General features: G+C 62.3%; 16 protein-coding genes, 1 tRNA gene and 1 pseudogene. 6 read left to right on the top strand and 12 right to left on the bottom strand.

Annotation, left to right across the window (positions count from 1 at the left end; all coding sequences use genetic code 11):
• Nucleotides 1-134: 134 nt before the first annotated feature.
• Nucleotides 135-1,388 (bottom strand): transposase, encoded by a 1,254-nt coding sequence (locus QZ613_RS15050; RefSeq protein WP_291981530.1) that lies wholly within the window; start codon nt 1,386-1,388, stop codon nt 135-137.
• A gap of 438 nt (nt 1,389-1,826) precedes the next feature.
• On the opposite strand from QZ613_RS15050, the gene QZ613_RS15045 reads away from it, so the two are divergent.
• Nucleotides 1,827-2,939 carry a hypothetical protein gene (locus QZ613_RS15045; RefSeq protein ID WP_291983069.1) on the top strand — a complete coding sequence of 371 codons (1,113 nt, stop codon included), beginning with the start codon at nt 1,827-1,829 and terminating at the stop codon, nt 2,937-2,939.
• Between the two features lie 283 nt (nt 2,940-3,222).
• On the opposite strand, the gene QZ613_RS21225 is transcribed toward QZ613_RS15045, so the two are convergent.
• Nucleotides 3,223-3,366: a group II intron maturase-specific domain-containing protein gene (locus QZ613_RS21225; protein WP_366144473.1), complete on the bottom strand. Its 144-nt coding sequence runs from the start codon at nt 3,364-3,366 to the stop codon at nt 3,223-3,225.
• Nucleotides 3,367-3,904: 538 nt separating this feature from the next.
• Here QZ613_RS21225 and QZ613_RS15040 point away from each other — a divergent pair.
• From QZ613_RS15040 to QZ613_RS15030, 3 genes are all read left to right on the top strand, one after another.
• Nucleotides 3,905-5,626, top strand: a complete 1,722-nt coding sequence (locus QZ613_RS15040) for a DUF2235 domain-containing protein (RefSeq protein ID WP_291983067.1) — start codon at nt 3,905-3,907, stop codon at nt 5,624-5,626.
• Between the two features lie 585 nt (nt 5,627-6,211).
• Complete coding sequence (locus tag QZ613_RS15035; RefSeq protein ID WP_291983065.1) at nt 6,212-6,790, top strand: hypothetical protein; 579 nt, start codon at nt 6,212-6,214, stop codon at nt 6,788-6,790.
• A gap of 278 nt (nt 6,791-7,068) precedes the next feature.
• Nucleotides 7,069-7,869, top strand: a complete 801-nt coding sequence (locus QZ613_RS15030; RefSeq protein ID WP_291983063.1) for a class I SAM-dependent methyltransferase — start codon at nt 7,069-7,071, stop codon at nt 7,867-7,869.
• A gap of 30 nt (nt 7,870-7,899) precedes the next feature.
• On the opposite strand, the gene QZ613_RS15025 is transcribed toward QZ613_RS15030, so the two are convergent.
• The 4 genes from QZ613_RS15025 to QZ613_RS15010 all read right to left on the bottom strand — a co-directional run bounded on the left by QZ613_RS15025 (nt 7,900) and on the right by QZ613_RS15010 (nt 11,178).
• Nucleotides 7,900-8,235, bottom strand: coding sequence for a cytochrome c (locus QZ613_RS15025; protein WP_291983061.1), 336 nt, complete (start codon nt 8,233-8,235; stop codon nt 7,900-7,902).
• Between the two features lie 10 nt (nt 8,236-8,245).
• The gene (locus tag QZ613_RS15020; protein ID WP_291900631.1) at nt 8,246-8,566 is read right to left on the bottom strand and encodes a c-type cytochrome; all 321 of its coding nucleotides are present in this window, start codon (nt 8,564-8,566) and stop codon (nt 8,246-8,248) included.
• Nucleotides 8,567-8,882: 316 nt separating this feature from the next.
• The gene (locus QZ613_RS15015) at nt 8,883-10,634 is read right to left on the bottom strand and encodes a DUF389 domain-containing protein (protein ID WP_291983060.1); all 1,752 of its coding nucleotides are present in this window, start codon (nt 10,632-10,634) and stop codon (nt 8,883-8,885) included.
• 16 nt (nt 10,635-10,650) lie between these two features.
• Entirely contained in the window at nt 10,651-11,178 is a 528-nt protein-coding gene (locus tag QZ613_RS15010) for a hypothetical protein (RefSeq protein ID WP_291983058.1), read from the bottom strand.
• 544 nt (nt 11,179-11,722) lie between these two features.
• On the opposite strand from QZ613_RS15010, the gene QZ613_RS15005 reads away from it, so the two are divergent.
• Entirely contained in the window at nt 11,723-13,387 is a 1,665-nt protein-coding gene (locus tag QZ613_RS15005; protein ID WP_291900623.1) for an NAD-binding protein, read from the top strand.
• Between the two features lie 52 nt (nt 13,388-13,439).
• Here QZ613_RS15005 and QZ613_RS15000 read toward each other — a convergent pair.
• Together QZ613_RS15000 and QZ613_RS14995 are read right to left on the bottom strand one after the other, a co-directional pair.
• Nucleotides 13,440-13,515 (bottom strand) — tRNA-Phe (locus QZ613_RS15000).
• A 173-nt stretch (nt 13,516-13,688) separates the two neighbouring features.
• A complete protein-coding gene (locus QZ613_RS14995; protein ID WP_291983056.1) occupies nt 13,689-14,549 on the bottom strand; it encodes a PEP-CTERM sorting domain-containing protein in 861 nt (286 codons plus the stop codon).
• Between the two features lie 328 nt (nt 14,550-14,877).
• Between QZ613_RS14995 and QZ613_RS14990 the strand changes: the two genes are divergently transcribed.
• On the top strand, nt 14,878-17,046 hold the full coding sequence (locus QZ613_RS14990; RefSeq protein WP_291983054.1) for an exonuclease domain-containing protein: 2,169 nt from the start codon (nt 14,878-14,880) through the stop codon (nt 17,044-17,046).
• Nucleotides 17,047-17,114: 68 nt separating this feature from the next.
• Here the strand turns inward: QZ613_RS14990 and glmS are convergent, their stop codons facing one another.
• The 4 genes and pseudogenes from glmS to QZ613_RS14970 all read right to left on the bottom strand — a co-directional run bounded on the left by glmS (nt 17,115) and on the right by QZ613_RS14970 (nt 26,696).
• Nucleotides 17,115-18,944, bottom strand: coding sequence for a glutamine--fructose-6-phosphate transaminase (isomerizing) (gene glmS, locus QZ613_RS14985; RefSeq protein WP_043569183.1), 1,830 nt, complete (start codon nt 18,942-18,944; stop codon nt 17,115-17,117).
• Between the two features lie 7 nt (nt 18,945-18,951).
• Nucleotides 18,952-20,311: pseudogene (gene glmU / locus QZ613_RS14980) on the bottom strand (bifunctional UDP-N-acetylglucosamine diphosphorylase/glucosamine-1-phosphate N-acetyltransferase GlmU).
• A gap of 260 nt (nt 20,312-20,571) precedes the next feature.
• Complete coding sequence (locus QZ613_RS14975) at nt 20,572-22,014, bottom strand: glutamate synthase subunit beta (RefSeq protein WP_043569186.1); 1,443 nt, start codon at nt 22,012-22,014, stop codon at nt 20,572-20,574.
• A gap of 2 nt (nt 22,015-22,016) precedes the next feature.
• Entirely contained in the window at nt 22,017-26,696 is a 4,680-nt protein-coding gene (locus tag QZ613_RS14970; RefSeq protein ID WP_291983052.1) for a glutamate synthase-related protein, read from the bottom strand.
• Nucleotides 26,697-26,981: the final 285 nt, after the last annotated feature.

The following is a 26,981-nucleotide window of genomic DNA, read 5'->3' as shown; positions in this document are numbered from 1 at the left end:
AGATCAAGGCGAGAATTTACCGGATCGAAAGGCGTTTGGAAATTATTCGTTGAGGGGTCAAGGTCAGGGCACAAGGGAAAACCTGACCCCGCATTTGCGTTTCTTATGCAAAAGTTCAACGGTGTCCGGTTGCCTCATAGATATGCCAACAACAATGGCCGCAACTGGGCCTCATAAAGCGCCTGCGAGGCCGGTTTGTGAAAACAGTGCTTGAAGAACCGCAAGACTTGGCGGCTCACCTTGGAGGTGTAGCGGAATACCGGGCTGCTCCAGTCGGGGCGATCGGTCCCGTCGGTTGCAGAGGTCTGGCGCCGGTCCTGCTTGCGCAATGCTTTCTCGTCCACGATTCCGTGCTGACCCATTCTGCGGTGCAGCAGCAAGGCCACCAAGAGGCTGGTGACAATGGCCAGGCGGACCTGATTCTCGATGGCCGCCAGGCTGGCGCCCCAGGCCTTGGCCTGGCTGAAGTCGTTCTTCCAGGTGTCAAAACACTTCTCCTCCTCCCAGCGGCGCGAGTAGAGGAAGGCGATGAGGCCGGGTTCGAGCTTGAACTCGTTGGTCAGAAACTCCACGAGATGCCCGCGCCGGCTGCGGAAGGTGATCAAGCGCCAGTCTTGCCGGGAACTGCGCAGGGTGATGCGCAGATCCTTGAGCACCCCTTCGTTGGCCGGCACGTCCGCCACCGCCAAGCCCTCGGTAGAATCGATGCACAGGCTGCATTTCATGCGCGTGATCATGGTCACGCCCAAGCGCTTTTTCCGGCCATCCCAAAACGCCGCGTCGATGAAAGCGCGGTCGACCAACCACAGGGCACCCTTGTGACGGGTCATGGCTTGCGCGGATTGGTCGTAGTCGCGCAACAGCGCCGTCTCGTGGCGACTGCGGGTATCGACGTAAACGTCGGCGGGACAGCCCAGGCGCACGTCGTAGAAGCTCAACAGCGCGTGTCCCTTGGGATTGTCCTCGCCGCCCTGGCGGGGCGTACACCGCCCGTAGTGGGCGCTTTCGCTTTGATAGGTCCCATCCATCGCATACACCGGGCGTCCTTGCAGTGCAGGGAATTTCGCCAGACGATCCGGCAACACCGCCCGGGCCTCGGTAAGCAACGGCGGCATCGCCGCCTGCAAGACCGCGCGGCGGCGGCGCGAGGACAGCGCGTCCGACCACGTCGAACGTGCCAGCGGCACGCGCAGCGCCGTTCCCGGTTCCCAATGCAGAAGCAACTGCACCTGCTCGCGCAGGGTGCGCATACCCTGCAGGTGACGCAGTACTCCCAAGCCGATAAAATCCGCCATACTCAACACGCGCGATACGGCGTCGGTACCGCGCACCTGCGCCAGGGCACGCGCTATCGGCGCCAACAATTCCCCCAGGACGGTTTGATTCATGAGGCTATCCATGACCGCAGTTAATCGTTCGGTATCCACAAGACACTCCAATAAGCTGTTGTTTATACAGCCTAAATGTCGAGCATTTTGCCAAACCCTTGTCAAGTGATTTTTCGTTATTTTTCGAATTATTTTGCCAACCCATTATCCGCTTCATAGAGCGGATAGATTCCGCACCTGCCGTCTTTCTATTGAATGATTCCATTATCTGCGTACAACACGACTGCTGCTGCCTCATGGGTAGCATGCCTACTCCGGCTAGAAATACAAGCCGGACACCGTTGGCAAAAGTTAGTAAACCTTGCTGCTCACGATGCATGATGGCAGAACCTTGACCTACAAGTTCGGCGCCATATGAAGCGACGTGTCCTGCCAGTTGAGTCGCAGCCGTCACATCAGACGAGAAGCGCATTTGGTTTCACTCTTAAGGACTGAAGCATGCCAAGCGTCGCGTACCTCATTCACGGCACCTATGCTACGGACGCTGCGTGGACCCTGCCAGAGTCGCCAATCGCACAAGCGATCTCAAGTACACTTGGCCCGAAAACTCAACTAAAGCGATTTCTTTGGGACGGGAAGAATGCGTTTGCATCCCGCATTGCCGCGAGCGAAGCGCTTACGGCAGAACTCGATGCTACTGCGAGTTCCAACAAGTACTCCGCAATATATCTGATCGCACATAGTCACGGCGGCAACATGGCCCTTCAAGCGGTCAATCAGATGGCCCATGGCGACAAAGTGCGCGCAATGGTTTCACTTGGAACGCCGTATCTGCGAATTAAGCGAAAGGCATGGGCTCCACCAGTCCTGCTTTCTATTGGCCTTGCATTCTGGACTAGCTTGCTTCTAACAATCGTTCTACCTGACCAACTTCAGTTTGGGGGCATATTTCTGCTCACGTTCTTGGTCTCGTCCTTTGCCTTTTATTTCTTGCTGATAAACGCGCGAGACGAATCGCACAAATTGACTGCCATGCAAAGTGGCAAGAGTGCAGCGAGACTCTCAATACTCTGCCTCCGCCATGGAGGTGATGAGGCGTCGCTCTGGCTGACTCTCCTCTCACTGCCTCGTGCTTCGGAGCGTGTCTTGGCAGAAATCGGCAGGACATTGGTTGGTAAGAACGCATTTCTTACTGTACTTAAGCTACAGCTGCTAGCATTTGGGATAGGTGCACTATTACTTTTCACTGTTCCCATTCCCATCGTCATATATTTTATTACGGCTTTAGATCTTCTCACGGTCACATTGCCGTTGTTTTCTTTTGCCGGAACGATTCTCACAGCTCATAGATTTGGATACGGCGGGCGTCCCTCCTTGCGATCGTTTTTCGTTGATGTACAAATCACAAGCACGCCGTGGAGTGGCGAAACACCATTTGAAACCAAGTTCTCTGGCGTGTGTGGGATGATTCGGGCATCCACCCTGCGCCCGCTTAAAATTATCACGCCACACTCGCTCGGTTACTCAGATCCGAAGGCTATTGAGCGTCTTTGTACTTGGCTCAAAGTCATGGACACGTTCCTGTCGAGGCGGCCGACTTCGCTGCCCTGAATTCGAACCAACGGATCGAGTAGGGGACGGAGTCACCCCAGTCGCCCTCTCCCACCACCGACGCAGAACCCACGCCGACGCCGGCTAGAGTAGAGGACAGGCTTTCGCCTGCGCCCCTCATCAAACCCTTCATGCGGTTTTCCCGCACACGGCTTTCCGATGTTCTTCACGCCAAGGCATCCGCCGAGTTGCAACCCGCCCTGGTAGGGGTTTCGTACAACCCGTGGCGCAGGTAGAGATGAGCACTTGGAAACAGGCGGAAGCCAGCTCCTCGGCCCTTCACCTAGTGACGCGTCATCAAATGGATCCGCAACCGGTCTTCCGCAAGGTATCTGACTTCGTTCATGGCCTGGCTTGAGTTCCGGTAGTGGAAGTAGTTTGCCCAGCCTCGCAGGCTGCGGTTCACGGTTCCCACGACGTCACTCAAAGGGATAAGCCACAAACAGACGTCAGGCAGAAATGAAAAACTTGAATTTTTTTATTTCGTTCACCGTATTGCGCTAATTCTACCGTGATATATTACCGAATTTTAGGCGAGAGAGTCATGGAGCGATTTTGGCACTCAGGAGATCAGGTTCTCGAGTGGTTCAGAGAGGACTGGGGCACAGGAGCTATTTTTTTTACCCTTGTGAGTTTCATTGCGATTGCCCTAGCTGCGCTGATCGGCATAGTTCTGTTTGAGTTTCTGATTTGGGTATTGTGCAAGGCTAGAACAAGAACTGGTCACAAACTGGTCCCTTCTAGAATTAAAATCTGTGGCCTGGTTGCGATATCACTCTCCTCTGGCTTAGCCGTATGGTTTACTGGCTTTCCATTTCAGTTGAGTTGCAAGGAGATCCCTTGGCTATTGGTGGTTTTGGCCGGCCCAATCTCGATTCTGTCTGTAATGGGAAAGCGATTGGCTGAGCACACCAGAATGTGCCTCATTTTGGCTGACCCATCGAGCATTCCTTGAGGCAACGACCATGAGCAAGAACATCGTGATCTGCTGTGATGGGACCAGCAATAGCCCTACTGACCAGGAAGATGGAAAGCCTTGTCCTTCGAATGTATGGAAGTTCTACGATGCGCTGCTGTCTTCTGCTGACAGCAACTGGAAACAAATTGGGTTCTACGATGCCGGAGTGGGTAGTGGAACCTCATCGGTATCGCGCGCATTGGACAAGTCCAGTGCCCTGCTGACTTCGTTAGGAAAATTTGGAACAATTCTCGGAAAGATGCTTGGCACTGGAAATCGCTTGCTTGAAGCGGGCACTGGAACGGGAATCCGAGAAAATATTCTGGATGGCTACAGCGCAATCGTTCGACTTTATCAACCAGGAGACCGAATATTCTTGATTGGCTTTTCGCGCGGCGCCTACACCGCTCGCTGTATTGGCGGTGTAATCCGAAACGCAGGCTTACTAAGGGCAGAGAACGCTCGTTACGCACCAGACTTGGTGAAGTTGTACGTCAATCGCCGCCCGGAGGCGTCAGTAAGCCTTCGCGACGGGATTTGCTACGAAAATTCTACCGTCGATATCGCTTTTATTGGCGTTTGGGATACTGTCGCTTCGCTAGGCTTGCCACTTTGGGGTTGGTGGTTCCGCCCTCTTGGTTTTGGCTCAAATGAAGGATATCGCGATAGCCGCCCGGTTGCATGCGGCTTAGCGTGCCACGCCATGTCGATTGATGAGAAACGTTCTCAGTTCTTCGTGACCCCATTTGATGAAAACCAAGAAAACAACTCGCAATCCCCGGCATTAATCGAGCAACGTTGGTTTCGGGGTACACATGCCGGGGTTGGCGGAGGTTATGCGGATGACGATCTTTCAAACATTCCTTTGCTCTGGATGATTGAGCGAGCATTCAGCCAAGGGTTGCGCTTCGACAGAGGAAAAATAGCTGCAATTCAAGGAAATCCATTGGGGGACGTACATGACGAGTTGCTTCGTCGGCCTTTTTGGCAAGCATTTGGTAGCTGGCCCCGCTGGTTCCCCTGCAACCGTCCCGAAGAGCAGAATCACCTGCCTAAGCACTCGGGGTTCGGGGTTGTCGATTCAAGCGTGATGATTCGCGCAAACAATGCTTTCAGTCAGCGTTTTCAACCAAACGCCGTTCATCCTGAGGAGTTGTGCTGGCTTGATTTGGGCCAAAGTGTGGAGATCCAGGTGAAAGCAAGCCGCCCGTGGAACTGGAGCGGCGTCGTTCTTGAACCTGGCGGCATTTACAGAATAGACTATAGCCCTGGAGTAGGGGGTAGATGGCGAGATAAGGAAGAAGACGAATGCGGGCCAGAGGGTCAAGCGAATGTGGGATTTGTCCGGGAGCGTCTGAAATACGCAAAACGCGCTCCGAATGCGCATTGGTTTGAGCTCATGGCATATGTGGCCGTTCCTCAAGCTTGGCCATTGATCGAAAAGAGCATGGCCGACTTGCTTAAACTCCTCTTGATTGCAGATCCAAAGGAGCTGACCGATCAATACCTACGCCTTGGCAATAAAATGGTCAGCACTCAAAATGGCAACGTGCTCTCGGCAGTCATCCAAATGGAACCAAACTCACCTGCGGGAATGCTTTACACGTTTGCTAACGATCACTGGCTGTTTTATGGCAATAACTCAGGTGCGTTAAGGCTGTCTATCACACGGATAGGTACTCCCTTGGAATTTTCGTCTATTCGGGTTGGAATAAAAAGTCGGTCATAGGGTTTAAAGAGATAGGGGAAGTTTTCGACCCTTTCCGAAGACTGCTTATGGCTGGGAAAATTCACCCCAACTTTGCTTATCTTGCTCGGGTGTGTCGATTATTCAGCTCTTGGAACGGTGGCACGCTATAGGCGCGCAAGTACGCCCCCCCTAAGCCAGGCTTGACCCAGACCAGGCACCCTTCATTCCGTTCGCGGCAACGCAATCGAGGCATTTCCAATGTCAGTGCTCATTGCCATCGGTGTCATCCTAGTCTTCATTTCGTCTTCGATCATCATTAACGGAATCAACGAGTGCTTTGACCAAGACTTTCGCCCGCTCCGTTCGTATGCCTTGTTTTGGCCACCCCCAAGCTAGAGCCTTAGTCGAGCGGTCAGACCACCTCTCAGCCTAACCCATGTAGACGAGTGCGGAGCGGAATATACTGACGCGCAGTTATTGATTGATGGAAATTGCTCGTATCTATTTGCAAAGGCAGTGCTTGGAAAAACAAAGTCGACCAGAAAGTTAATCCAATAAGGAACTTCAGCTTACTTTGATGGCAACGCATTTCGATTAAATTCTGAAAAGATGGGAGAGAACAATATGGCAGATCCGCTCGAGTCGGCTGGGAAGATTGTCCCCGACATGTACTACGATCTCATTGCTAGGATTATACCAGGAGGGGCGTATCTATCGGCAATTGTATTTTCCAGCGATGACAAGTCTTTACTAGCACAACTTGACACTAAATATGGCTTTGTATTTATTGTGATTGGCGGATACATCATCGGCATGATCTTGACTGGCATCTCTTCACTAGTAGTCGATTTGTTGGTGCCCGCAGCGCTGAAATGGGCATGGGCGAGAGGGGCTTCAGCAATTGGCGGGGCTTCGTACTATGTCAATCTCGAAAGAGCGGTTGAAAATGAACCTCAGCAAGCTGCGCGAACATGGAAGATGGCTGCCGAAAAAGTCTGTTTCGAGAATGGCCTTGTGGCCTGCGCGCTGTTATATTTTTTTTTGCCGCCAACTGCTGCCGGGATGCAAGTGCATGAACACCTTCTCATATTTTCCACGGGTGTAGCGATTGCATGGCTGCTGCGTACGGCGGCACTCTATGGGCGCGTGATGACAGCAAACAGCAAATACTTTCTAGACCGTTTGACCAATAGACCAAAGTAGGCGGCTGGCCAGCTTGCTGATAGTCTCGTCGGAAACACAGCACCACACCCGCGTACGCGTCATTGCGGCGAGGCGTCGCCGACGTGGCAATCCAGAGGTTCATTTTTTCGCTGGGCTGGTATGGCGCAGCAATAGTAAGAGAGCGGAACTGGATTGCCGCGTCGGCGACGCCTCCTCGCAATGACGGTGGCAGGCTGTGGACTTGGCGGGGCCGGGGCCGGGGCCAGGCAGTGCTGGCTCGATTCGTGAAGGGCATGCTGCTCGACAAGGAGAACGCAATGAACAGCGAGACCAGGCCGCGGACCGCCGGAATCAATGCCCGTCCATGGGGCGCGCGGGCGCGCGACTGGGCGGACATTCAGGAAGGAGGGTGCCGCCCGGTGTACCTGGCGGTTTTCGAGCGCGTCGGGCTGCGCTCGGGCGCGGCGTATCTCGACGTGGGATGCGGGGCCGGGATGGCCTCGCAGATCGCCGCCGAACGCGGCGCTCGGGTTTCGGGGCTGGACGCTGCCGACAATCTGCTGGCCATCGCCAGGGAGCGGGTACCGGACGGCGACCTTCACGTCGGCGAGCTCGAAAGCCTGCCCTTCGCCGACCACAGCTTCGACCTGGTCACCGGATTCAATTCGTTTCAGTTCGCCGGAAACCCCGGCGTGGCGCTCGCCGAAGCGCGGCGCGTGGCCAAGCCCGGCGCTTATGTGGTGATCGTCACCTGGGGAAGGCCCGAGGGCATGGAAGCGGTTTCGCTGCTGGCCGCGCTCAGGCCGCTACTGCCCCCGCCGCCGCCCGGGGCGCCGGGTCCGTTTGCCCTGTCGGACGAAAACGCACTGCGTGCCTTCGCCGACGCCGCGGGCCTCGACCCGGCCGAGGTGTTCGACGTTGACTCACCCTGGCAGTATCCCGATCTCGCCACTGCGCTCAGAGGACTGCGCTCTTCGGGCGTTGCGGCGCGAGCGATCGAAACCCACGGCGAGGGAGTCGTCGATTCGGCTCACTCGCGGGCGCTCCTGCCCTTCCGACAAGCGAATGGCAGCTACACCATCGGCGCCAGCTTCCGCTGCCTGCTTGCTCGCGCCTGAGATCTGCCCGGGAAGCTGCCGCCGAGGTCGTTAGCGAATGAAGCGGTGCAGCGGGAGGACCTTCAGGCTGCCGGGAAAACGGCTGATGTAGGCGGCAAGCTCTTCGATGTCCTGCGCCGAGAGGCCTTCTGCCTGGCCGTTCATCAGCGCGTTCTTGCGCGCACCGGATTTGTAATCGGTCATTGCGCGCGCCAGGTAGTCCGGATACTGGCCGGCGAGACGCGGGATGTCTTCCGAAACCGGGGTATTGAAGTCGGCGCCATGGCAGGCCGCACAAACCTCGGCCTTTTGCGCCGCTGCGCCAGCGCCGGCGTGGGCCGACGAAGCGACGAAGGCCAACAGGGCGATAAGCAAGCTCGCTTTCATGGTCGATCCTTTAGTTCTGCACGGTGGAGTAGTAGGCCGCAAGGTCCGCCATGTCCTGCTCGGACAGGCTCGCGGCGATGGCGCGCATCGTCGGATGGCTGCGCGCCCCCGTCTTGTACGCCTGCAAGGCATTGGCGAGGTACACGGCCTGCTGCCCCCCGAGCTTCGGCACCTGATAGACGTGCGGATAAGCGGTCCGGTAACCCGGGACGGCGTGACAGCCTTCGCACATCGAAGTCTTGGCCTTCGCCGCCTCGGCGTTGCCTGCCAGCGGCTGCGCGAGCGCTGCGCCGGCCAGCGCAAACGCGATCAAACCGAGAATTGTTTTCATCGTTATCTCTCTCAAAAAAGGCGGTTTGAAAACCAGGCCCACGAGCCATTCAAGGATGGAAAATTCAGCCCGGCAGTATATGAGGCTCCATCAAGCGGCGTCAATCGTCGATTTGTCCTCGCCAGTGGCAAGGTTTTCTCCAGCCGTGAACAAGCTTGAGTCTGCCCGGCAGGGCTCGCGAGCGGGCGGACATCGGGAAGGGAGACTGCCGCCCGGGGTCGCTGGCAGTCTTCGGGCGCGTCGGGGGCAGCTTCGGCGCGGCGTATCCCGACGCTGGACGCGGCGCCGGGATGGGCGTCCCGAATGGCTGTCGGCGCTACCTCTTCTGCTCGACGGCTTCGTTCCCCAGTGCGGCAAGCCTGCGGGCAAACGCGTCCTCGATCGAGCGTTGCACGGTGGTGAAGCCGGTCCGCGTGACGATCAGCCCGGTCGGTGCGAGTACCGAGAGCGTGACCGGAGTCCCGGCAACCGCGGCAAGCTCCTTTTCCACCCGACCGACGACGGCCGGCTGCAGGGGTTGGGCACTGACCACTTCCGCCCGCACTTCCCAGCCGCGCTCACCCTTCGCGGCGTCGATGCTATCGACGAAGGTGTCGGCAAGACGTTCCAGATCGGCCTTGCCGCGCGCTTCCACCTCGCGTTGAACGGCACGCTCGGCTTCCGTCATCGGTGCGAACTGCGCTTCACCAAGCAGCACGCGGCCCTTCGCCGTGATATCGCTGGTCGTCGTGGCGCGCACCAGCAGGGTGGCCGTCGGATCACCGAGTCGCGCACGGATCTTGTCTTCGGCCAACCTGACCTGCGCGGGAACCGGCGGGCGGGCGCCTGAAACGGTCGCCACAATAACAGCGCCCGTCGGCAGGTGAACGAGTTGCACGTCACCCAGTTCGAAGGCTTGACCGTGGCTCACCAGTTCGCGGAGAGTCTGCTCGGCGGCTTCGGTCATGCGCACGTTGGCGGTCACCCTGGAGGCAATGAAATGGCCATTGAGATCGACCGTCGGCAGCAGGTTAGCCGAACCCGCCGCCGCCACGTCGTGCGTGATCGCGCACCTGACGAAGAGGTTGATGTCGCGCTGGACCTCGTCGGCGATGGCCTGCTGCATGGCCTTGACCGCCAGCGGCGAGAATGAGCGCGGCGTATTGACCGTGGCCAGGACATTGACCGCGCCGCTGCCGTCCTGGTCGTAGACCACGCGCGCAAGCCGGGCGCCGGGATCGTCGGCCAGAGCCTTCTCGATGGTTTGGACAATCGCCTGGTTGAGCCGCCAGTCGTCAATGACGACGACCAGTTGATGGGTGAGGATGGCGGCAACGGCCAGCAGCCCGATGCCGGCCGCGGAGAAACGCTTCAGGAAATCCGTCCGCGTGCCCAGCTCGGCGCGGGTGACGAAGCCGGCGACGATGAAGATCGTCGCGGAAACGGCGAGGATGGCGAGGAAGTTGGCAAAGAAGAGCAGGAAGGCACCCCAGGCGCCATCGAAAGCCCCGAACGCCAGCGACAGGCCGCAGGTGGCGAGCGGTGGGGTCAGCGAAGTGGCGATCGCCACGCCCGGGAGCGCGGGACTGGTTCGTTCATCGACCAGCGCCAGGCCACCGGCCAGGCCCGCCAGGGTGGCCACGAAGAGATCGATCAGCGACGGCTTGGTGCGCGCCAGCATCTCGGGCGTCACCTCGAGGGCAAACGGCAAGAGGCCCAGGACCACGGCAAAGCCGATGATCAGCAACACGCCACCAAACTCGGAGACCACGGCGTGGCGCAACAGGCGCAGGTCGCCGCGGGACAGCGCCAGTGCGATGCCGAAAATCGGCGCCATCAGCGGCGAGACGAGCATGGCGCCGATGACCACGGCAGCGCTGTTGGCCAGCAGTCCGAAGGCGGCGATTCCCGCCGAGGCAAGCAGCAACACGTAGTACAGCGGACGCGGTATCGAGCCGTGAACGATGTCGTCGATCACCTGGGCCTTGCGCAACGGGGACACGGCCAGCAGCATCGCCAGCGGCTGATCGAGAGGGTGGGCCGGCGGGTCGGGACGAACCGGGTCGGCCGCTGCGCTCGCGCTGTTCATGGCCACCGGCGCCGGATTAGTAGGGGTTGAAAATCGACGGCGCGACCGTCGATTTCGCAGGCGCGCTCGACGATGATGCGGCCGCTGGCGACGGCGACTGCTGCGGCTTGACGGCTTGCGCCGCCCGCTCCGGTTCCGGCGACTCGACGACTGGCGCCGCCGGCACCGCCTCGGCCTCGGCCTCGCGCAGGGGTTCGCGGACCTGTTCCGAAGACTCGTGCGCTGGCAGGCGCCAGATCAGCTTCGCGTTCTCCACCCAGCCCGCTTCGCCCGTCGCTTCGACGCGGACGTGAGCAAAGCCGCGTTGCAAATCGCTCCGATACAGCTTCGCGTACTGGGGCAGACGGCTGATGAGCGCACCGCCCGGTGTGCGGTAGAGCGGTAGATCGGCCGATCCGGCGTAGTAAACGCCTGCCGTTTGCCCGGCGCCGCCCGCAGCGCTCTTGCCCGCGACGGTATTCTCCAGCGTCGAACAGCCCCCCAGGATGGCGACAAGGGCGGCCGAGCACAGTATGGAAGTGAGCTTTCTTGAAGTGTCGATCATCCGTGCAGATCTCCGGAAACCACGCTATCGGGGACGTACGCGGGTGGCAACGGATAGCGGAAGCGTTGCGCGCCGCGAATGATGCCGCCGATCGGAGCAAGCCGCAAGTGGCCAGGACAACACGAATGGCATGCTTCCTGGCGAAGGGCCACGCGGAAAAGGCCGCCGCCGCGGCAAATTTCGGCCCACGGCAACGAAGGAGCGGCCCCTTTTTCGCGCCAGGGAAGACCACTGTGGGCAGGCATTCCGACGGCCGGCGGAGGCCATCCCGGCTATCCCTTTCGCTGCCCGATCGGCACGCCCGGGCCGCTTCGACGCCCGCCCGCCGGTCGGCGGGCAGAAGGCGGCAGAGGACGCCGGCGTCATGGGCAAAATTGTCCATTGACGGCCTCTATCGCGCCGCCGATACTTTCGGCCCTACGGTGACTCGGCTGTACTCGCCACCGCAGCAGGAAGAGGGAACCCTCCCACCCCAGCGCGTGCCCCCCTGCGCGCTCGGCCCGGGCTTGTCCTCCCGCCCCTTCACGATTACCGGAGATGCCCCGTGATTGGTCATTTCAAGCGTTCGACGCGACGCCTGTTCGCCCTGCTGCTCAGCATTCCCCTGGTGATCCTGGCCGGGGCGCTGCTGTACATGTTCCTGATGACCCATCTGGAGAATTCTCCGCGCGACTTCTGGACCAGCCTGGAATGGGCTTCCGAAACGCTGACCACCACCGGCTACGGAAGCGACTCGCACTGGACCCATCCGGCGATGATCCTGTTCGTGATTTTTTTCGAACTGGTCGGCATGTCCTTCTACGTGCTGATTTTCCCGGTCTTCTTTCTGCCCTACTTCGAGGAACGCTTCGAGCAGCGCCTGCCGGGAAATCTGCCCGAGATGAGCGGGCGCGTGCTCATCCACCGCTATGGCCCGGCGGTCGATTCGCTGGTCGAGGAGTTGCGCCGCGTGGGCACGGCCTTCGTCATCCTGGAGCAGGATGAACGCCAGGCCCGCCGCCTTCGCGATCGTGGCTACGACGTGGTGTTCGGCTCCCTCGACGAACAACCCGGGATGCTGGCCGGCGTGGAAACGGCGCTGGCGCTGATCACCAACGCCGACGACCACGCCGACGCAACGTTCATCATGATGGCCCGCGAACGCGGCTTTTCCGGAACGATTCTGGCGCTCGCCGAAGAGCCCCTGCACCGTCCGGCGATGGAAAAGATCGGCGCCACCGCGGTGTTCACCCCTTCGCACGTGCTGGGTGCGGCCCTGGCGGCCCGCGCCAGCTCGCGCATCAGCCCGAAGGTGGAAGGGCTGCAACTGCTCGGCGAAAGAATAGGCATCGCCGACTTTCGCGTGCAGGCTGGCAGCCCGCTGGCCGGGCAGCGGCTCGGCACCCTGCGCATGCGCGCGCGCTACGGGGTGACGGTGATCGGACAATGGAACGGCGGCCGTTTCGCCCCGGCCGAAGGCCCCGATACGCGGGTCGAGGCAGGCGCGATCCTCGTGGCGACCGGCGCCTACGCCAACCTGGCCCGGGTCGAACGCCTGGCCACGCCACTGCGCCGTTACGGCCCGATCGTCGTCGCCGGCTACGGTGCGGTCGGCCGCAAGGTGGTCGAGATGCTGCGCGACGCGGGTGAAACAATCATCGTCATCGACGATGTCTCCGACCCGGCCGTCGATGTGGTCGGCAACGTCCTCGAACACGCCACCCTGGACCGCGCCGAGGTGCGCAAGGCGCGTGCGGTCGTCCTCGCCCTGAGCAACGACAGCGCCGGCGTTTTCGCCACCGCGGTGGTGCGCGATTATGCCCCGGACGTGCGCCTGATCGCGCGCGTGAACCTGGCACCGAACGTCGCCCGCCTCTACCAGGCGGGCGCCGATTTCGCGCTCTCGGTGGGCCAGGTCGCCGGCCAGATTCTCGCCCACCACCTGCTCGGCGAGGACGCCGTCAGCGTCGAACAGCGGCTCAAGCTGGCCCGTGTGGGGCCGGGTGCCTTGGTCGGGGGGCACCCCTGGCAGGTGGGTATCCGCGAGAAGACGGCGACGGCGGTGGTGGCGGTGGAACGTGGGACCGACGTCCTGGTGGAGTTCGACCAGGCGTTCAAGGTGCGCGCGGACGACGTCCTCTTCGTCTGTGGGACAACCGCCAGCCTCGAGAAATACATGCGCGAGTTTGGCGCCACGCCGGCAGAGCGACCCGTGGCGCCGACGACATAGCGGGCCGCCCAAACGCATTCAGCCCGACCAATGGCCGGGCTGAATTTTTTTCTGGTGGCCAAGCGCGGAATCGAACCACGGACACGCGGATTTTCAGTCCGCTGCTCTACCAACTGAGCTACTTGGCCAACGAGTGCGGCAGTATATCGAATCGATTCTCTGTCGTCAAAGCCAACAGGGCTATCGCGTGAATATCACGCCCAACGCACACGGCGGGCACGGCGGCCAGCGCCGGGCGCGGCGATCGGTTGACCAAAAACGGGGGCGGCTGCCCCCGAAAACTGCGGCTACACGCAGCGCATCAACTCGCTGCTTTCTTCTTCTTGCACCCGACGAGCAATCCCGCTGCGGCGAGAGCGAACAGCGCCAGGGTCCCCGGTTCAGGGACGCTGCCCGGAGGATCAACGACAATGCTGTCGTTGGCGCAGTTCTGCGTCCAGTGAATGTCGAATGCCTCGCCGTTCCAGCGGGCATCGCGCAGCAGCTCCAGAGGGATACTCATCTCGTAGATGTAGTGCGCGTCGCCCTGATTGCTGCCGTAGCCGGTCACCGGAGCCAGGGTGTAGGAAAGCGCGCTCACCATGCCGATCAGGGTGCCGCCGGTGAGATGGGTGGGATGCCTCCGATCGGGGGAGTAGGCTGCGCCGCTGCCCGGATCGGTGTAATTGCCGGCGCTGTCCCAGAGGCCGTAGGCCCAGGCGGGATTCATGTAAACGCCGCCTTCGACACCGAAGGACTCGAAACTGTAGACCCCACCGGCGCTGACGCTGGTGGCATGCTTGATGTTGATGCCCAGCTCAAAGGTGCCGTCGCGTCCGAAATCGATGGCGAAGTCACCCGCGCCGTAGCTGTTGCGGCCGGGTTGCTCCAGCGTGCGCGGGTTGTGGCCAGTGACCAGGGCGATGAACAGGGTGTCGCCTTCCTTCTGCGCATAGAGCGCTTCGGCGTCGTAGGCCTGCCCGCCCCAGCCGGGACCCAGGCGGAAGTTGCCACTGCCTGTCTGATCCTCGATCTTCGCCTGGATACCGCTCCCGGGCGTTGGCTCCCAGGTCGAACGATTGATCCCCCAGTCGGAAAGATCGCCGTCAATGGTAATCGCCGCGGCCGACACGCTGCCGAAGATGCCGAGAAGGGCGATTGTGCGCGAGAGGATTCGCTTCATGGTTTGCCTGTGCTCCAGAGGGTTTTCGAAACGCTGGCGCCGTAGCACCACGTCGAGTGGCAGTGTCCCCCGAGCAGGCAATCGTCGGTTATGAACTAGTGCACAGCGCGGGGAATTCTGCCGCATCCCGGCACGAACTCGCCGCCCCCGACCGGCGAGCTAGTGAGCGCAGTGGCAAGGACCCGCTCTCACCTGCTCATTTCCGCTGCCAGTCGGCTAAAGTGATGGCTCGTCGCCTTTCCGGCGACTTTTCTGGGCCGATGCACGCCACTATGGGAGGGCGGTGATGGGAACCAGAGCACCCGCAATCGTTGAACAGGTCCAGTGAATGAATGCACGTATCCGCTTCGCCATCTCGGTGGTCATCCTCGGTCTGCTGATGACCGGCCCCTTCGTCGTCACGGCGCTGCTGATCTGGGCGGGAGCGAAAGCGCCGGAGCGCGCGATGCTCGTCCAGCTGATCGTTCCGCACCTGTCGCTGGGCGCGATGATGACCACTTTCGGCTTCGTCCTCGGCCTGCTGGTGATCCGCTACCTCTTCCGCCAGTATGTGCAGGGCCTGCTCAAGATGGCCGAGAGCCTGCGCCTGATGCTCACCGCCAACCGCAACTTCCGCGTCGTTAGCGAAGGCCCGCCGGAAGTCCGCCAGCTCGCCGCAGCAACCAACGATCTGGCGCAACAGCGCGACGGTCTGCTCGACGACGTCGAAACCCAGATCGCTGCCGCCAAGGCGTCGGTTGAGGAAGAGAAGAATCGCCTCGCAGCGCTGATGTCGGAGCTGGCGCAGGCGGTCGTGGTGTGCAATCTGGACGGCCGCATCCTGCTCTACAACAGCCGCGCCCGGCTGCAGTTCAGGGCGCTGGCGCAGGGCAGTACGACGCTTGCCGGAGGGGGCGCGCTGATCGGCCTCGGGCGTTCGATCTTCTCGATCCTCGAACGCAACCAGATCGATCACGCACTCGAAGTGGCGCGCCAGCGTCTGCAGAAAGGCGCCGGTACGGCGATCGCCAACTTCATCACCACCGCCCGCGGCGGCCAGCTGTTGCGCGTGCAACTGGTGCCGGTGTTGTCCATCGCCGACGACTCGCCGAGCGACGCGATCAGCGGCTACGTGCTCACCGTGGAGAACATCACCCGCAACCTGGAGCAGGAGTCGCGCCGCGATCAGGTCCTGCAATCGCTGACCGACGGCAGCCGCGGCAGCCTGGCCAACATCCGCGTCGCCGTCGGCAACCTGATGGACTACCCGGACATGGAAGCGGCGGTGCGCGAGCGCTTCGTCGGCATCGTCAGTGACGAGGTCGTACGCATGAGCCAGCGCCTCGACCAGACGATGAACGAGTTCGCCGATTCATTGAAGACACGCTGGCCACTGGAAGACGTGCTGGGAATCGACATCATCGCCGCCGCCCAGCGCCGCATCGAGGAACAGCTCGGACTGCCGACCAAGACCGAGGAAATCGACGATGCGCTCTGGCTGCGCGCGGAGAGCTTTTCGCTGGTCTTCTCGATCTGTTGCCTGGCGTTCCGCCTCATCGAACATTATCAGATCAAGGAGCTGCGCTTCCGGCTGCAGCCTTTCGGCAAGCTGGCCTACCTGGATGTTATCTGGGCCGGGCACGCCATGTCGTCGGAGACCTTCTGCACCTGGGAAACGGAACCGATGCAGGTCGGCAGCGAGCACTCGCCGCTGTCGCTGCGCGACGTCATCGACCGGCATGGCGGCGAAGTCTGGTACCAGCGTGACAAGGCCGCGCATTGCGCCTTCTTCCGGCTGGTTCTGCCGGTGGCCATCCCCGAAACCCTCGCCGAGCCGGAAGGCAGCGACGATAGCCAGGTGCGCCCCGAGTACTACGACTTCGACCTCTTCGATTTTCGCGATCAGAGCATCGACCTCGACCGACCGCTGGCGGACCTCAGCTACACCGTCTTCGATACCGAGACCACCGGCCTCGAACCGGCGGCCGGCGACGAGATCATCCAGATCGGTGCGGTGCGCATCGTCAACGGCCGCATGCTGCGCCAGGAAAACTTCAACGAGCTGGTCGATCCGGAGCGCCTGCTGCGCGCCGAAGGAACCCGCATCCACGGCATCACCGACGACATGGTTCGCGGCCAGCCGACCATCGACGCGGTCCTGCCGGCCTTCCACGATTTCTGCAGCGACACCGTCCTCGTCGCGCACAACGCCGCCTTCGACATGCGCTTCCTGCAACTCAAGGAGGAGAGCACCGGCGTGGTCTTCAGCCAGCCCGTCCTCGACACGCTGCTCCTCTCGGCAGTCCTGCACGCCAACCAGGACTCGCACCAACTGGAAAAGATCGCCGAACGCCTGGGGATCAGCATCGAAGGCCGGCACAACGCGCTCGGTGACGCCATCGCCACCAGCGAAGTCTTCCTGAAGATGCTGCCGCTGCTCGAACAGATGGGGATCAGCACCCTGCGCCAGGCGCTGGAAGCGTCCCAGAAGACCTACTTCGCGCGCGTGAAGTACTGACCGCCCGACAGCGGTTACCGGGAAACCGGCGGTTCAGGGCCGCCCGGCGCGAGCCATGCCGGTGGCGCCTACTCGACGGTCACCGACTTGGCCAGATTGCGCGGCTTGTCGACGTCGGTGCCGCGGACCAGTGCGACGTGATAGGCGAGCAGCTGCAGCGGCACGACGTGCAGCAAGGCCGACAGGGCGCCATAGTGCTCGGGCAGGTGCAGGACGTGGATGCCGTCCGACTCCTGCATCTCGCTGTCGGCGTCGGCAAAGACGTAGAGTTCGCCGCCACGGGCGCGCACTTCCTGAAGATTCGACTTCAGTTTCTCGATCAGCGCGTCGTTGGGCGCGACGGCGATCACCGGCATGTCGCGGTCGACCAGCGCCAACGGGCCGTGCTTGAGTTCGCCGGCCGGGTAGGCCTCGGCGTGGATATACGAGATCTCCTTGAGCTTCAGCGCGCCTTCCATGGCGATCGGGTAGTGACGACCACGACCGAGGAACAGGGCGTGCTGTTTCATCGAGAATTGCTCCGACCACTCGCGAATCTCGGGCTCGATTTCGAGGATCTTGGTCACCGCGATCGGCAGGTGCCGCAAGGCGTTCAGTTCGGTGGCCTCGGCCCGCTCGTCGAGCCGACCGCGCAGCTTGGCAAGCACCAGGGTGAGCAGGTAGAGCGCGGCGAGCTGGGTGGTGAACGCCTTGGTCGACGCGACGCCGATTTCCGGACCGGCACGGGTGATGAAACGCAGGCTGTTCTCGCGCACCAGCGAAGACTCGGGAACGTTGCAGATGCACAGCGTACGCAGCATGCCGAGCGTCTTGGCGTGGTGCAGGGCGGCCAGGGTATCGGCGGTCTCGCCGGATTGCGAAATGGTCACCAGCAGCGTCGCCGGATCGGGCACCGAGTCGCGGTAGCGGTACTCGCTGGCGACTTCGACCGAACACGGGATGCCGGCGATCGATTCAAGCCAGTAACGGGCGACCAGACCGGCGTGGTAGCTGGTTCCGCAGGCGATGATCAGCACCTGCCGGACATCCTTGAGGGTTTCCTCGCTGGCTGCGCCAAACAGGCCGGGCTGGATGCTGTGCGCGGTACCGAGCATTTCGAGCGTATTGGCCAGAGCCACCGGTTGCTCGAAGATCTCTTTCTGCATGTAATGCCGGTAGTGGCCGAGTTCGACGGCGTCGGCAGACAGTTGCGACTCGCTCTCGGCGCGATCGACCGGCGTGCCGTCGATGCGCGTGATACGGTAGCCGTCGCGCGTCAGTTCGGCACAATCGCCGTTTTCGAGGTAGACCATGCGCCGCGTGACCTGCAATAGCGCCGAGGCATCCGAGGCGGCGTAACAGCCGTCGTCGGTCAGGCCGAGGAGCAGCGGCGATCCTTCACGGGCAACGACGACGCGGCCCGGATCGGCCTCGCGCAGCACGGCAATCGCATAGGCGCCGTGCAGCTGCTTGATGGCCTTGCATACGGCGGCGAGGAAATCGGGGGTCGTCTTCAGCTCGTAAGCGATGAGATGGGCGACGACCTCGGTGTCGGTCTCGGAGGTGAACTCGTAGCCGGCAGCCTTGAGGCGCGCGCGCAGCGCTTCGTGGTTCTCGATGATGCCGTTGTGCACGACGGCCAGCCCTTCAGAGATGTGCGGATGGGCATTGCGCTCGCTGGGTATGCCGTGCGTCGCCCAGCGCGTGTGGGCGATGCCGACGTGGCCGGAAACCTGCGAACCGTCGGCCTGTGCGGTCAGCTCGGCAACCCGGCCAACGGAGCGCAGGCGTTGCAGGCCGCTGGCGTTGATCAGCGCCAGCCCGGCCGAATCGTAGCCACGGTATTCGAGCTTGCGCAAGCCTTCGAGGAGGACGGGGATGATGTTGCGGTCGGCGACCGCGGCAACGATGCCACACATGGTCAGCTCACTTCTTCACTTTTTGTGGCCGTTTCCAGCCGCTAATCGAAACCTGCCTGGCACGCGAGATGGTCAGCGTGTCCGGCGGCGCGTCCTTGGTCAGCGTCGTCCCGGCGCCCAGCGTTGCCCCGCGACCGACGGTCACCGGGGCCACCAGCTGGGTGTCGGAACCGATGAAGGCGTCGTCCTCGATGATCGTCTTGAACTTGTTGGCGCCGTCGTAGTTGCAGGTGATCGTTCCGGCGCCGATATTTACCCGACTGCCGATGATCGCGTCGCCGACGTAGGCCAGATGATTGGCCTTGGATTGTGCGGCCACCTTGGTGTTCTTGAGTTCGACGAAGTTGCCGACGTGCACGCCGGCACCGAGCTCGGTCCCCGGGCGCAGGCGCGCGAAAGGCCCGATGACGCCATCGGGTCCGACGATCGCGTCCTCGACGTGGCTGAAGGCGGCGAGGCGCGAGCCGGCGCCGATGCTGGCGTTCTTGAGTACGCAGCAAGGACCGATGTCGACCGCTTCCTCGAGAACGACGCGACCTTCGAAAACGCAGTTCACGTCGATGAAGACGTCGCGCCCGCAGAGCAGCTCGCCACGCACGTCGAGGCGTGCCGGGTCGGCCAGGCGCACGCCCTGCTCCATCAGCCGCTCGGCGGTCTGCCGCTGCGCGACGCGTTCGAGTTCGGCCAGTTGCACCTTGCTGTTGACGCCGAGCACTTCCCACTCCCCTTGCGGCTGCGTGGTCCGGATCGGCACGCCGTCGGCGACCGCCATGCCGACGATGTCGGTCAGGTAGTACTCCTGCTGCGCGTTGTCGTTCGACAGGCGAGCGAGCCATTCGGCCAGGCGCGCGGTGGGCAAGGCGATGATGCCGGTATTGACTTCGCGGATGCTGCGCTCCTCGGCGGAGGCGTCCTTCTGCTCGACGATGCGCACCACCTCGCCGGCGGCGTTGTGCACGATACGCCCGTAGCCAGTGGGGTCGGCCAGTTCGACGGTGAGAATGGCCAGTGCGCCGCGCGCCGCGTGCACCAGTTTCCTGAGCGTTTCGGCCTGGATCAGCGGCACGTCACCGTAGAGCACGAGCGTCGTTTCGGCAGCGCTGAGTTGCGGGACGGCCTGCATCACCGCGTGGCCGGTACCCAGCTGCGGTTCCTGCACGACCCAGTGCAAATCGGGCGCATCGACACTCGTGCGCACGGCGTCACCACCGTGACCGTAGACCAGGCAGATGGTCTGGGGAGCGAGGCTGCGGGCGGCAGTCGATGACGTGCGCGACGAGGGCCTTGCCGGCCACCGGATGAAGAACCTTGGGCAGGTTCGAATGCATGCGCTTGCCTTGGCCGGCAGCGAGAATGACGATATTCATTGGCGAACACCCCTAAACAGCCAGTTGGACGGTGCGCTAGTGTCGCGCTCCCGCAGCCTTCGGTGGCGGGTATCCGGCGCTCGCCGGCGGGCGCCAAGCGCGCGCGCCAGGTTGATTCCGAAATACCCCTGCCACAAGGCCGTATTGTTGCAGCAGCGGGCAAGCGCAACCCGGCACTAAGTCACGGCGCGGAGTTTGCGGCGCTGCCCGCCGTCTCGTCGTCAGACCGGAACAACGACGTCGGCGCCGCCGCCGGATGCTCAGCGGGGCAGATCGGAACGGCCCATCAGGAAAGCATCGACTTCGCGAGCGCACTGGCGGCCTTCGCGGATCGCCCAGACGACCAGCGACTGGCCACGCCGCATGTCGCCGGCGGCGAAGACCTTGGCAACGCTGCTGGCATAGCAGCCGTCGCCATCGGTGGTCGCCTTGACGTTGCCGCGGGCGTCGAGTTCCAGCGCCAGCTGTTCGAGCAAGCCGTTCTTGACCGGCGAAACGAAACCCATGGCCAGCAACACCAGATCAGCAGGGATCTCCACCTCGCTATCCGGAACCTCGTTCATGCGACCATTCTGCCAATCGACGCGGACCATCTTCAAGGCCTTGACCTTGCCGCTTTCGCCGATGAATTCCTTGGTGGACACGGCGAAGTCGCGCGCGCAGCCCTCTTCATGCGACGACGAAGTGCGCAGCTTCAGCGGCCAGTACGGCCAGGTCAGACTCTTGTTCTCGCTCTCCGGCGGCTGCGGCATCAATTCGAACTGGGTCACCGACAGGGCTCCGTGCCGGTTACTGGTACCGACGCAGTCGGAACCGGTATCGCCACCGCCGATCACCACCACGTGCTTGCCGGTGGCCTTGATCTGCTCCGGAACCTGATCGCCGGCGTTGACCTTGTTCTGTTGCGGCAGGAAGTCCATGGCGAAGTGCACGCCATCCAGATCGCGGCCCGGCACGGCCAGGTCGCGCGGCGACTCGGCGCCACCGGCAAGAATCAGCGCGTCGAACTCGGCCAGCAGGCGTTCAGCCGGAATCGCCTCGGGCCCACTGCCGCCGATCTCGTGGTTCACGCGAAACTCGACGCCTTCGGCCTCCATCTGCACGATGCGCCGGTCGATATGCACCTTCTCCATCTTGAAGTCGGGAATGCCGTAGCGCAACAGGCCGCCGAGGCGGTCGCTTTTCTCGAAAACGACGACGCTGTGACCAACCCGTGCCAACTGCTGCGCGGCCGCCAGTCCGGCCGGACCGGAGCCGACGACGGCGACGGTCTTGCCGGTCTTGACCTTCGGCGGCTGCGGCAGAATCCAGCCTTTTTCCCAGCCTTTGTCGACGATCGCATGCTCGATGGACTTGATGCCCACGGGGTCGGTATTGATGTTCAGGGTGCACGCGGCTTCACACGGGGCCGGACAGATGCGGCCGGTAAAATCGGGGAAGTTGTTGGTCGAGTGCAGGACGGCCAGCGCCTGTTCCCATTGACCGCGGTACACCAGGTCGTTCCAGTCGGGAATGATGTTGTTGACCGGGCAGCCGGTATTGCAGAAGGGAATGCCGCAGTCCATGCAGCGCGCGCCCTGCTGGCTGGCCTGTTCATCGTCGAGAGTGACGATGAACTCGCGATAATGCTTGAGACGCGATTGGGCGGGCTCACTGACTTCCGCCAGACGCTGATACTCGATGAATCCAGTCGGCTTACCCATGCTTATGCTGCCTCCAGTTGCTTTTGCGCCGCCATCTCGGTGAGTGCCCGGCGATACTCGTGCGGCATGATCTTGACGAAGCTGGCGCGATACTTCGCCCAATCGTCGAGCAGCCGCCGCGCCTGCAGGCTGCCCGTGCAGCGATGATGCTTCTCGATCAGGCCCTTGAGCAGGACTTCGTCGGCAACGCCGAGGTGACGCACGTCGACCTTGCCGTGGCCTTCGAGTTCGTCGCCGGCGTCGCTGCCCTGGCGGGCAGCGAACTCCTCCTCGACCGGTTCGAGCGAGACCTGCGCCATGTTGCAGCGCGACTCGAAGCTGCCGTCCTCGTCGAAGACGTAGGCCACGCCACCGGACATCCCGGCGGCAAAGTTGCGCCCGGTGATCCCGAGCACGACGACCGTTCCGCCGGTCATGTACTCGCAGCCGTGATCGCCAACGCCCTCGACGACCGCCGTGGCACCCGAATTGCGGACGGCGAAGCGCTCGCCGGCGACGCCGGCAAAAAATGCTTCGCCTTCGGTTGCCCCGTAGAGAACGGTATTGCCGACGATGATGTTGTGCAGCGCTTCACCGCGGAAACCGGCATTCGGACGAACGATGATCCGCCCGCCGGAAAGACCCTTGCCGACGTAGTCGTTCCCCTCGCCAACCAGGTCGAGGGTCACGCCACGCGCCAGGAAGGCGCCAAAGCTCTGTCCGGCGGTGCCCGTAAGATGGATGTCGATGGTCCCGTCCGGCAAGCCGGCGTGACCATAGCGCTCGGCCAGGCGGCCGGAGAGCATGGCCCCGACGGTGCGGTTGATGTTGCGCACCGGCAGCTCGATGACCACTTTCTCACCGCGTTCGAGGGCCGGTCGAGCAAGCGCGATGAGCTCGTTGTCGAGCGCCCTGGCAAGACCGTGATCCTGTTCCTGCTGGTGGAAAACGGGCGTCTCGCTGGCTGCCGCTGGGCGGGTGAAGATGCGACTGTAGTCGAGCCCCCTGGCTTTCCAGTGGGTGATCCCCTTGTGCATATCGAGCAGGTCACAGCGGCCGATCAGTTCGTTGACCGTGCGCACGCCGATCTGCGCCATCAGCTCGCGCAGTTCCTCGGCGACAAAGAAGAAGTAGTTCACGACGTGCTCGGGCTGGCCCGAGAACTTGCGGCGGAGCAAGGGATCCTGCGTGGCCACGCCCACCGGGCAGGTGTTGAGGTGGCACTTGCGCATCATGATGCAGCCTTCGACGACCAGCGGCGCGGTGGCGAAACCGAATTCGTCGGCGCCGAGCAAGGCGCCGATGAGCACGTCGCGGCCGGTTTTCATCTGCCCATCGACCTGTACCCGAACGCGGCCACGCAGGCGGTTGAGAACCAGTGTCTGCTGCGTCTCGGCGAGACCGAGTTCCCACGGCGAGCCGGCGTGCTTGATCGACGACTGCGGACTGGCACCGGTGCCGCCATCGTGGCCAGCGATCACCAGGTGATCGGCCTTGGCCTTGGTGACCCCGGCGGCAACGGTGCCGACACCGACTTCGGAGACCAGCTTGACGCTGACCGAGGCCTTCGGGTTGGTGTTTTTGAGGTCGTGGATCAGTTGCGCCAGGTCTTCGATCGAATAGATGTCGTGGTGCGGTGGCGGCGAAATCAGGCCGACGCCGGGCACCGAGTGGCGCAGGAAACCGATATATTCGGAGACCTTGTGGCCGGGTAACTGACCGCCTTCACCGGGCTTGGCACCCTGCGCCATCTTGATCTGGATCTGGTCGGCGTTGACCAGGTATTCGGCGGTGACGCCGAAACGCCCGGAGGCGACCTGCTTGATCGCCGAGCGCAGGCTGTCACCCGGTTGCAGCTGGTAATCGCGCTCGACGCGCGACGCGCCGATGACACCGGCCAGCGTCTCGCCACCGCTGAGGACCTTGAAACGTGCCGGGTCCTCACCACCTTCGCCGGTGTTCGACTTGCCGCCGAGACGATTCATGGCAATCGACAGGGTGCTGTGCGCCTCGGTCGAAATCGACCCCAGCGACATGGCGCCGGTGGCGAAACGCTTGACGATCTCTTTCGCCGGCTCGACCTCGTCGAGCGCGATGGCAGGTCCTGCCGCCCTGACCTCGAAGAGGCCACGCAAGGTCATGTGGCGCTGCGTCTGGTCGTTGATCAGAGCCGCGTACTCCCGGTAGGTCTCGGTCTTGCCGGTACGCGTCGAGTGCTGCAGCTTGGCGATCACATCGGGCGTCCACATGTGTTCTTCGCCGCGCACGCGATAGGCGTATTCGCCACCGGCGTCGAGCATCGTCGCCAATACCGCGTCGTCGCCAAAAGCCTGGCGGTGCAGGCAGATGGCTTCTTCCATGACCTCGAAGACGCCGATTCCCTCGACCTGCGTCGAGGTGCCGGTGAAATACTTGTCGACGAGCGCCTTCTGCAGGCCGACGACTTCGAAGATCTGCGCTCCGGTGTAGGACATGTAGGTCGAAATGCCCATTTTGGACATCACTTTGAGGAGCCCCTTGCCGACCCCCTTGATGAAATGCTTGATCGCCTTGTCGCCCTTTTCGGCGTCGCCTCCGGCCAGATGCTGCAGCGTTTCCAGCGCCAGGTAGGGATGTACGGCTTCGGCGCCGTAGCCGGCGAGCACGGCAAAGTGGTGCGTCTCCCGCGCCGCCCCGGTTTCGACGACCAGGCCGACGCGCGTGCGCAGACCTTTGGTGACCAGATGCTGATGCACCGCCGAGGTGGCGAGCAAGGCCGGGATGGCGACGTGCTCGGCGTCGAACTTACGATCCGAGACGATCAGGATGCTCGAACCGCGATGAACGTGATCCTCGGCTTCGTGGCACAGCGAGGCCAGGCGCGCTTCGACGCCTTCATTGCCCCAGGCCAGCGGATAGCAGATGTCGAGCTCGGCGGAGTGGAACTTGTTGCCGGTATACGCGGCGATGCGGCGCAACTTCGCCATGTTGTCGAAGTCGAGGACCGGCTGGGCGACTTCGAGGCGGTACGGCGGGTTGATTTCGTTGATTCCGAGCAGGTTCGGCTTGGGGCCGATGAACGAGACCAGCGACATCACCAGCTGTTCGCGGATCGGGTCGATCGGCGGATTGGTGACCTGCGCGAAGAGCTGCCGGAAGTAGTTGAACAGCGGTTTGCTGCGGTTCGAGAGGACGGCCAGCGGCGAGTCGTTGCCCATCGACCCGGTGGCCTCTTCGCCGGAATTGGCCATCGGCTCAAGGATGAACTTGACGTCTTCCTGGCTGTAACCGAAAGCCTGCTGGCGGTCGAGCAGCGACGCCGAGTAGGTCCGTGCCGGCCCCGTGGTCGGCGCCGGCAGATCGTCGAGCTTGATGTTGATGCGGCTGAGCCAGTCCTCGTAGGGCTTGAGGTGCGACAGCGTGTCCTTCAGCTCGCGATCCTCGATGATGCGCCCCTGATCGAGATCGATGAGGAACATCTTGCCCGGCTGCAGGCGCCATTTCTTGACGATCCGCTCTTCGGGGATCGGCAGGACGCCGGCTTCGGAGGCCATGACCACCAGATCGTCGTCGGTCACCAGATAACGCGCCGGACGCAGGCCGTTGCGGTCGAGCGTCGCGCCGATCTGGCGGCCGTCGGTGAAGGCCACCGCCGCCGGACCATCCCAGGGCTCGATCATCGCCGCGTGGTATTTGTAGAAAGCGCTGCGCTTGGGATCCATCAGGGTGTGCGACTCCCATGCTTCGGGAATCATCATCATCATCGCGTGCGCCAGCGAATAGCCGCCCATGACCAGCAGCTCGAGCGAATTGTCGAAGGCTGCGGAATCGGACTGCCCGGGGTAGATCAGCGGCCAGATCTTTTCCAGATCGGCACCCAGCATCGGCGACCAGGTGCCCTTCTCGCGCGCGCGCATCCAGTTGTAGTTGCCGCGCACCGTGTTGATCTCGCCGTTGTGCGCGATCATGCGGTACGGGTGGGCAAGCTGCCAGGTCGGAAAGGTATTGGTCGAGAAACGCTGGTGAACCAGGGCCAGCGCCGAAACGCAGCGCGGATCCTGGAGATCGGTGTAGTACTCGCCAACCTGCGTCGCCAGCAGCAGGCCTTTGTAGACAATGGTCCGCGCCGACATTGACGGCTGGTAGAACTCCTTGCTGTGCTTCAACCCGAGCGCCAGGATGGCGTTGGCGGCACTGCGGCGAATGGCATAGAGCTTGCGCTCGAGGGCGTCGGTGACCATGATGTCCGGACCACGGCCGATGAAGATCTGGCGAATCACCGGTTCGCGGGCCCGCACCACGGGCGACATCGGCAGATCGTGATCCACCGGCACGTCGCGCCAACCGAGGACGACCTGACCCTCGGTGCGCACCGCGCGCTCGATTTCTTCCTGACAGGCCAGGCGGGACGCCGACTCTTTCGGGAGAAAGACCATGCCGACGCCGTAATCGCCCGCGGGCGGCAGGCGCACGCCTTTGTGGGCCATTTCCTCGCGAAAGAGCGTATCGGGAAGCTGGATCAGGATCCCGGCGCCGTCGCCCATCAGGGGATCGGCACCCACGGCGCCACGGTGATCCAGGTTGTCCAGGATCAGCAACCCCTGCTCGATGATCGAGTGACTTTTCTGCCCCCGGATGTGCGCTACAAAACCGACGCCACAGGCGTCGTGCTCGTTGGCGGGGTCGTAGAGCCCCTGCCTTTCAGGTATGGTCGAATCGATCACGCTCGAATCCTCATAAAGCAAAGCTGCATGTACCCGGGCGAGTGGCACCGGCAATCTCACGAAAAACGGGCGCGAAGGCGGCTAGCCGGCCACTCCGGGCGACCCGCGACTATACCCCGAATGCCGCCCGCGTTCAACATGCTGCGCCGCACCAACGGAGTGCGGCGCAGCCGCGCGCGAGCACCGAAATACAGCGCTGGCGACCATCGCCGGCCTGTGAACGTTGCTTCGCGGCGCACACAGATCGTTCTGCAAGCAATTTTCACGCCATCTCCACCGCCGATC

This window comes from Candidatus Accumulibacter sp. ACC005, from assembly GCF_907163215.1.
GTDB lineage: Bacteria > Pseudomonadota > Gammaproteobacteria > Burkholderiales > Rhodocyclaceae > Accumulibacter > Accumulibacter regalis.
This window is presented reverse-complemented; position numbering and strand designations above follow the sequence as displayed.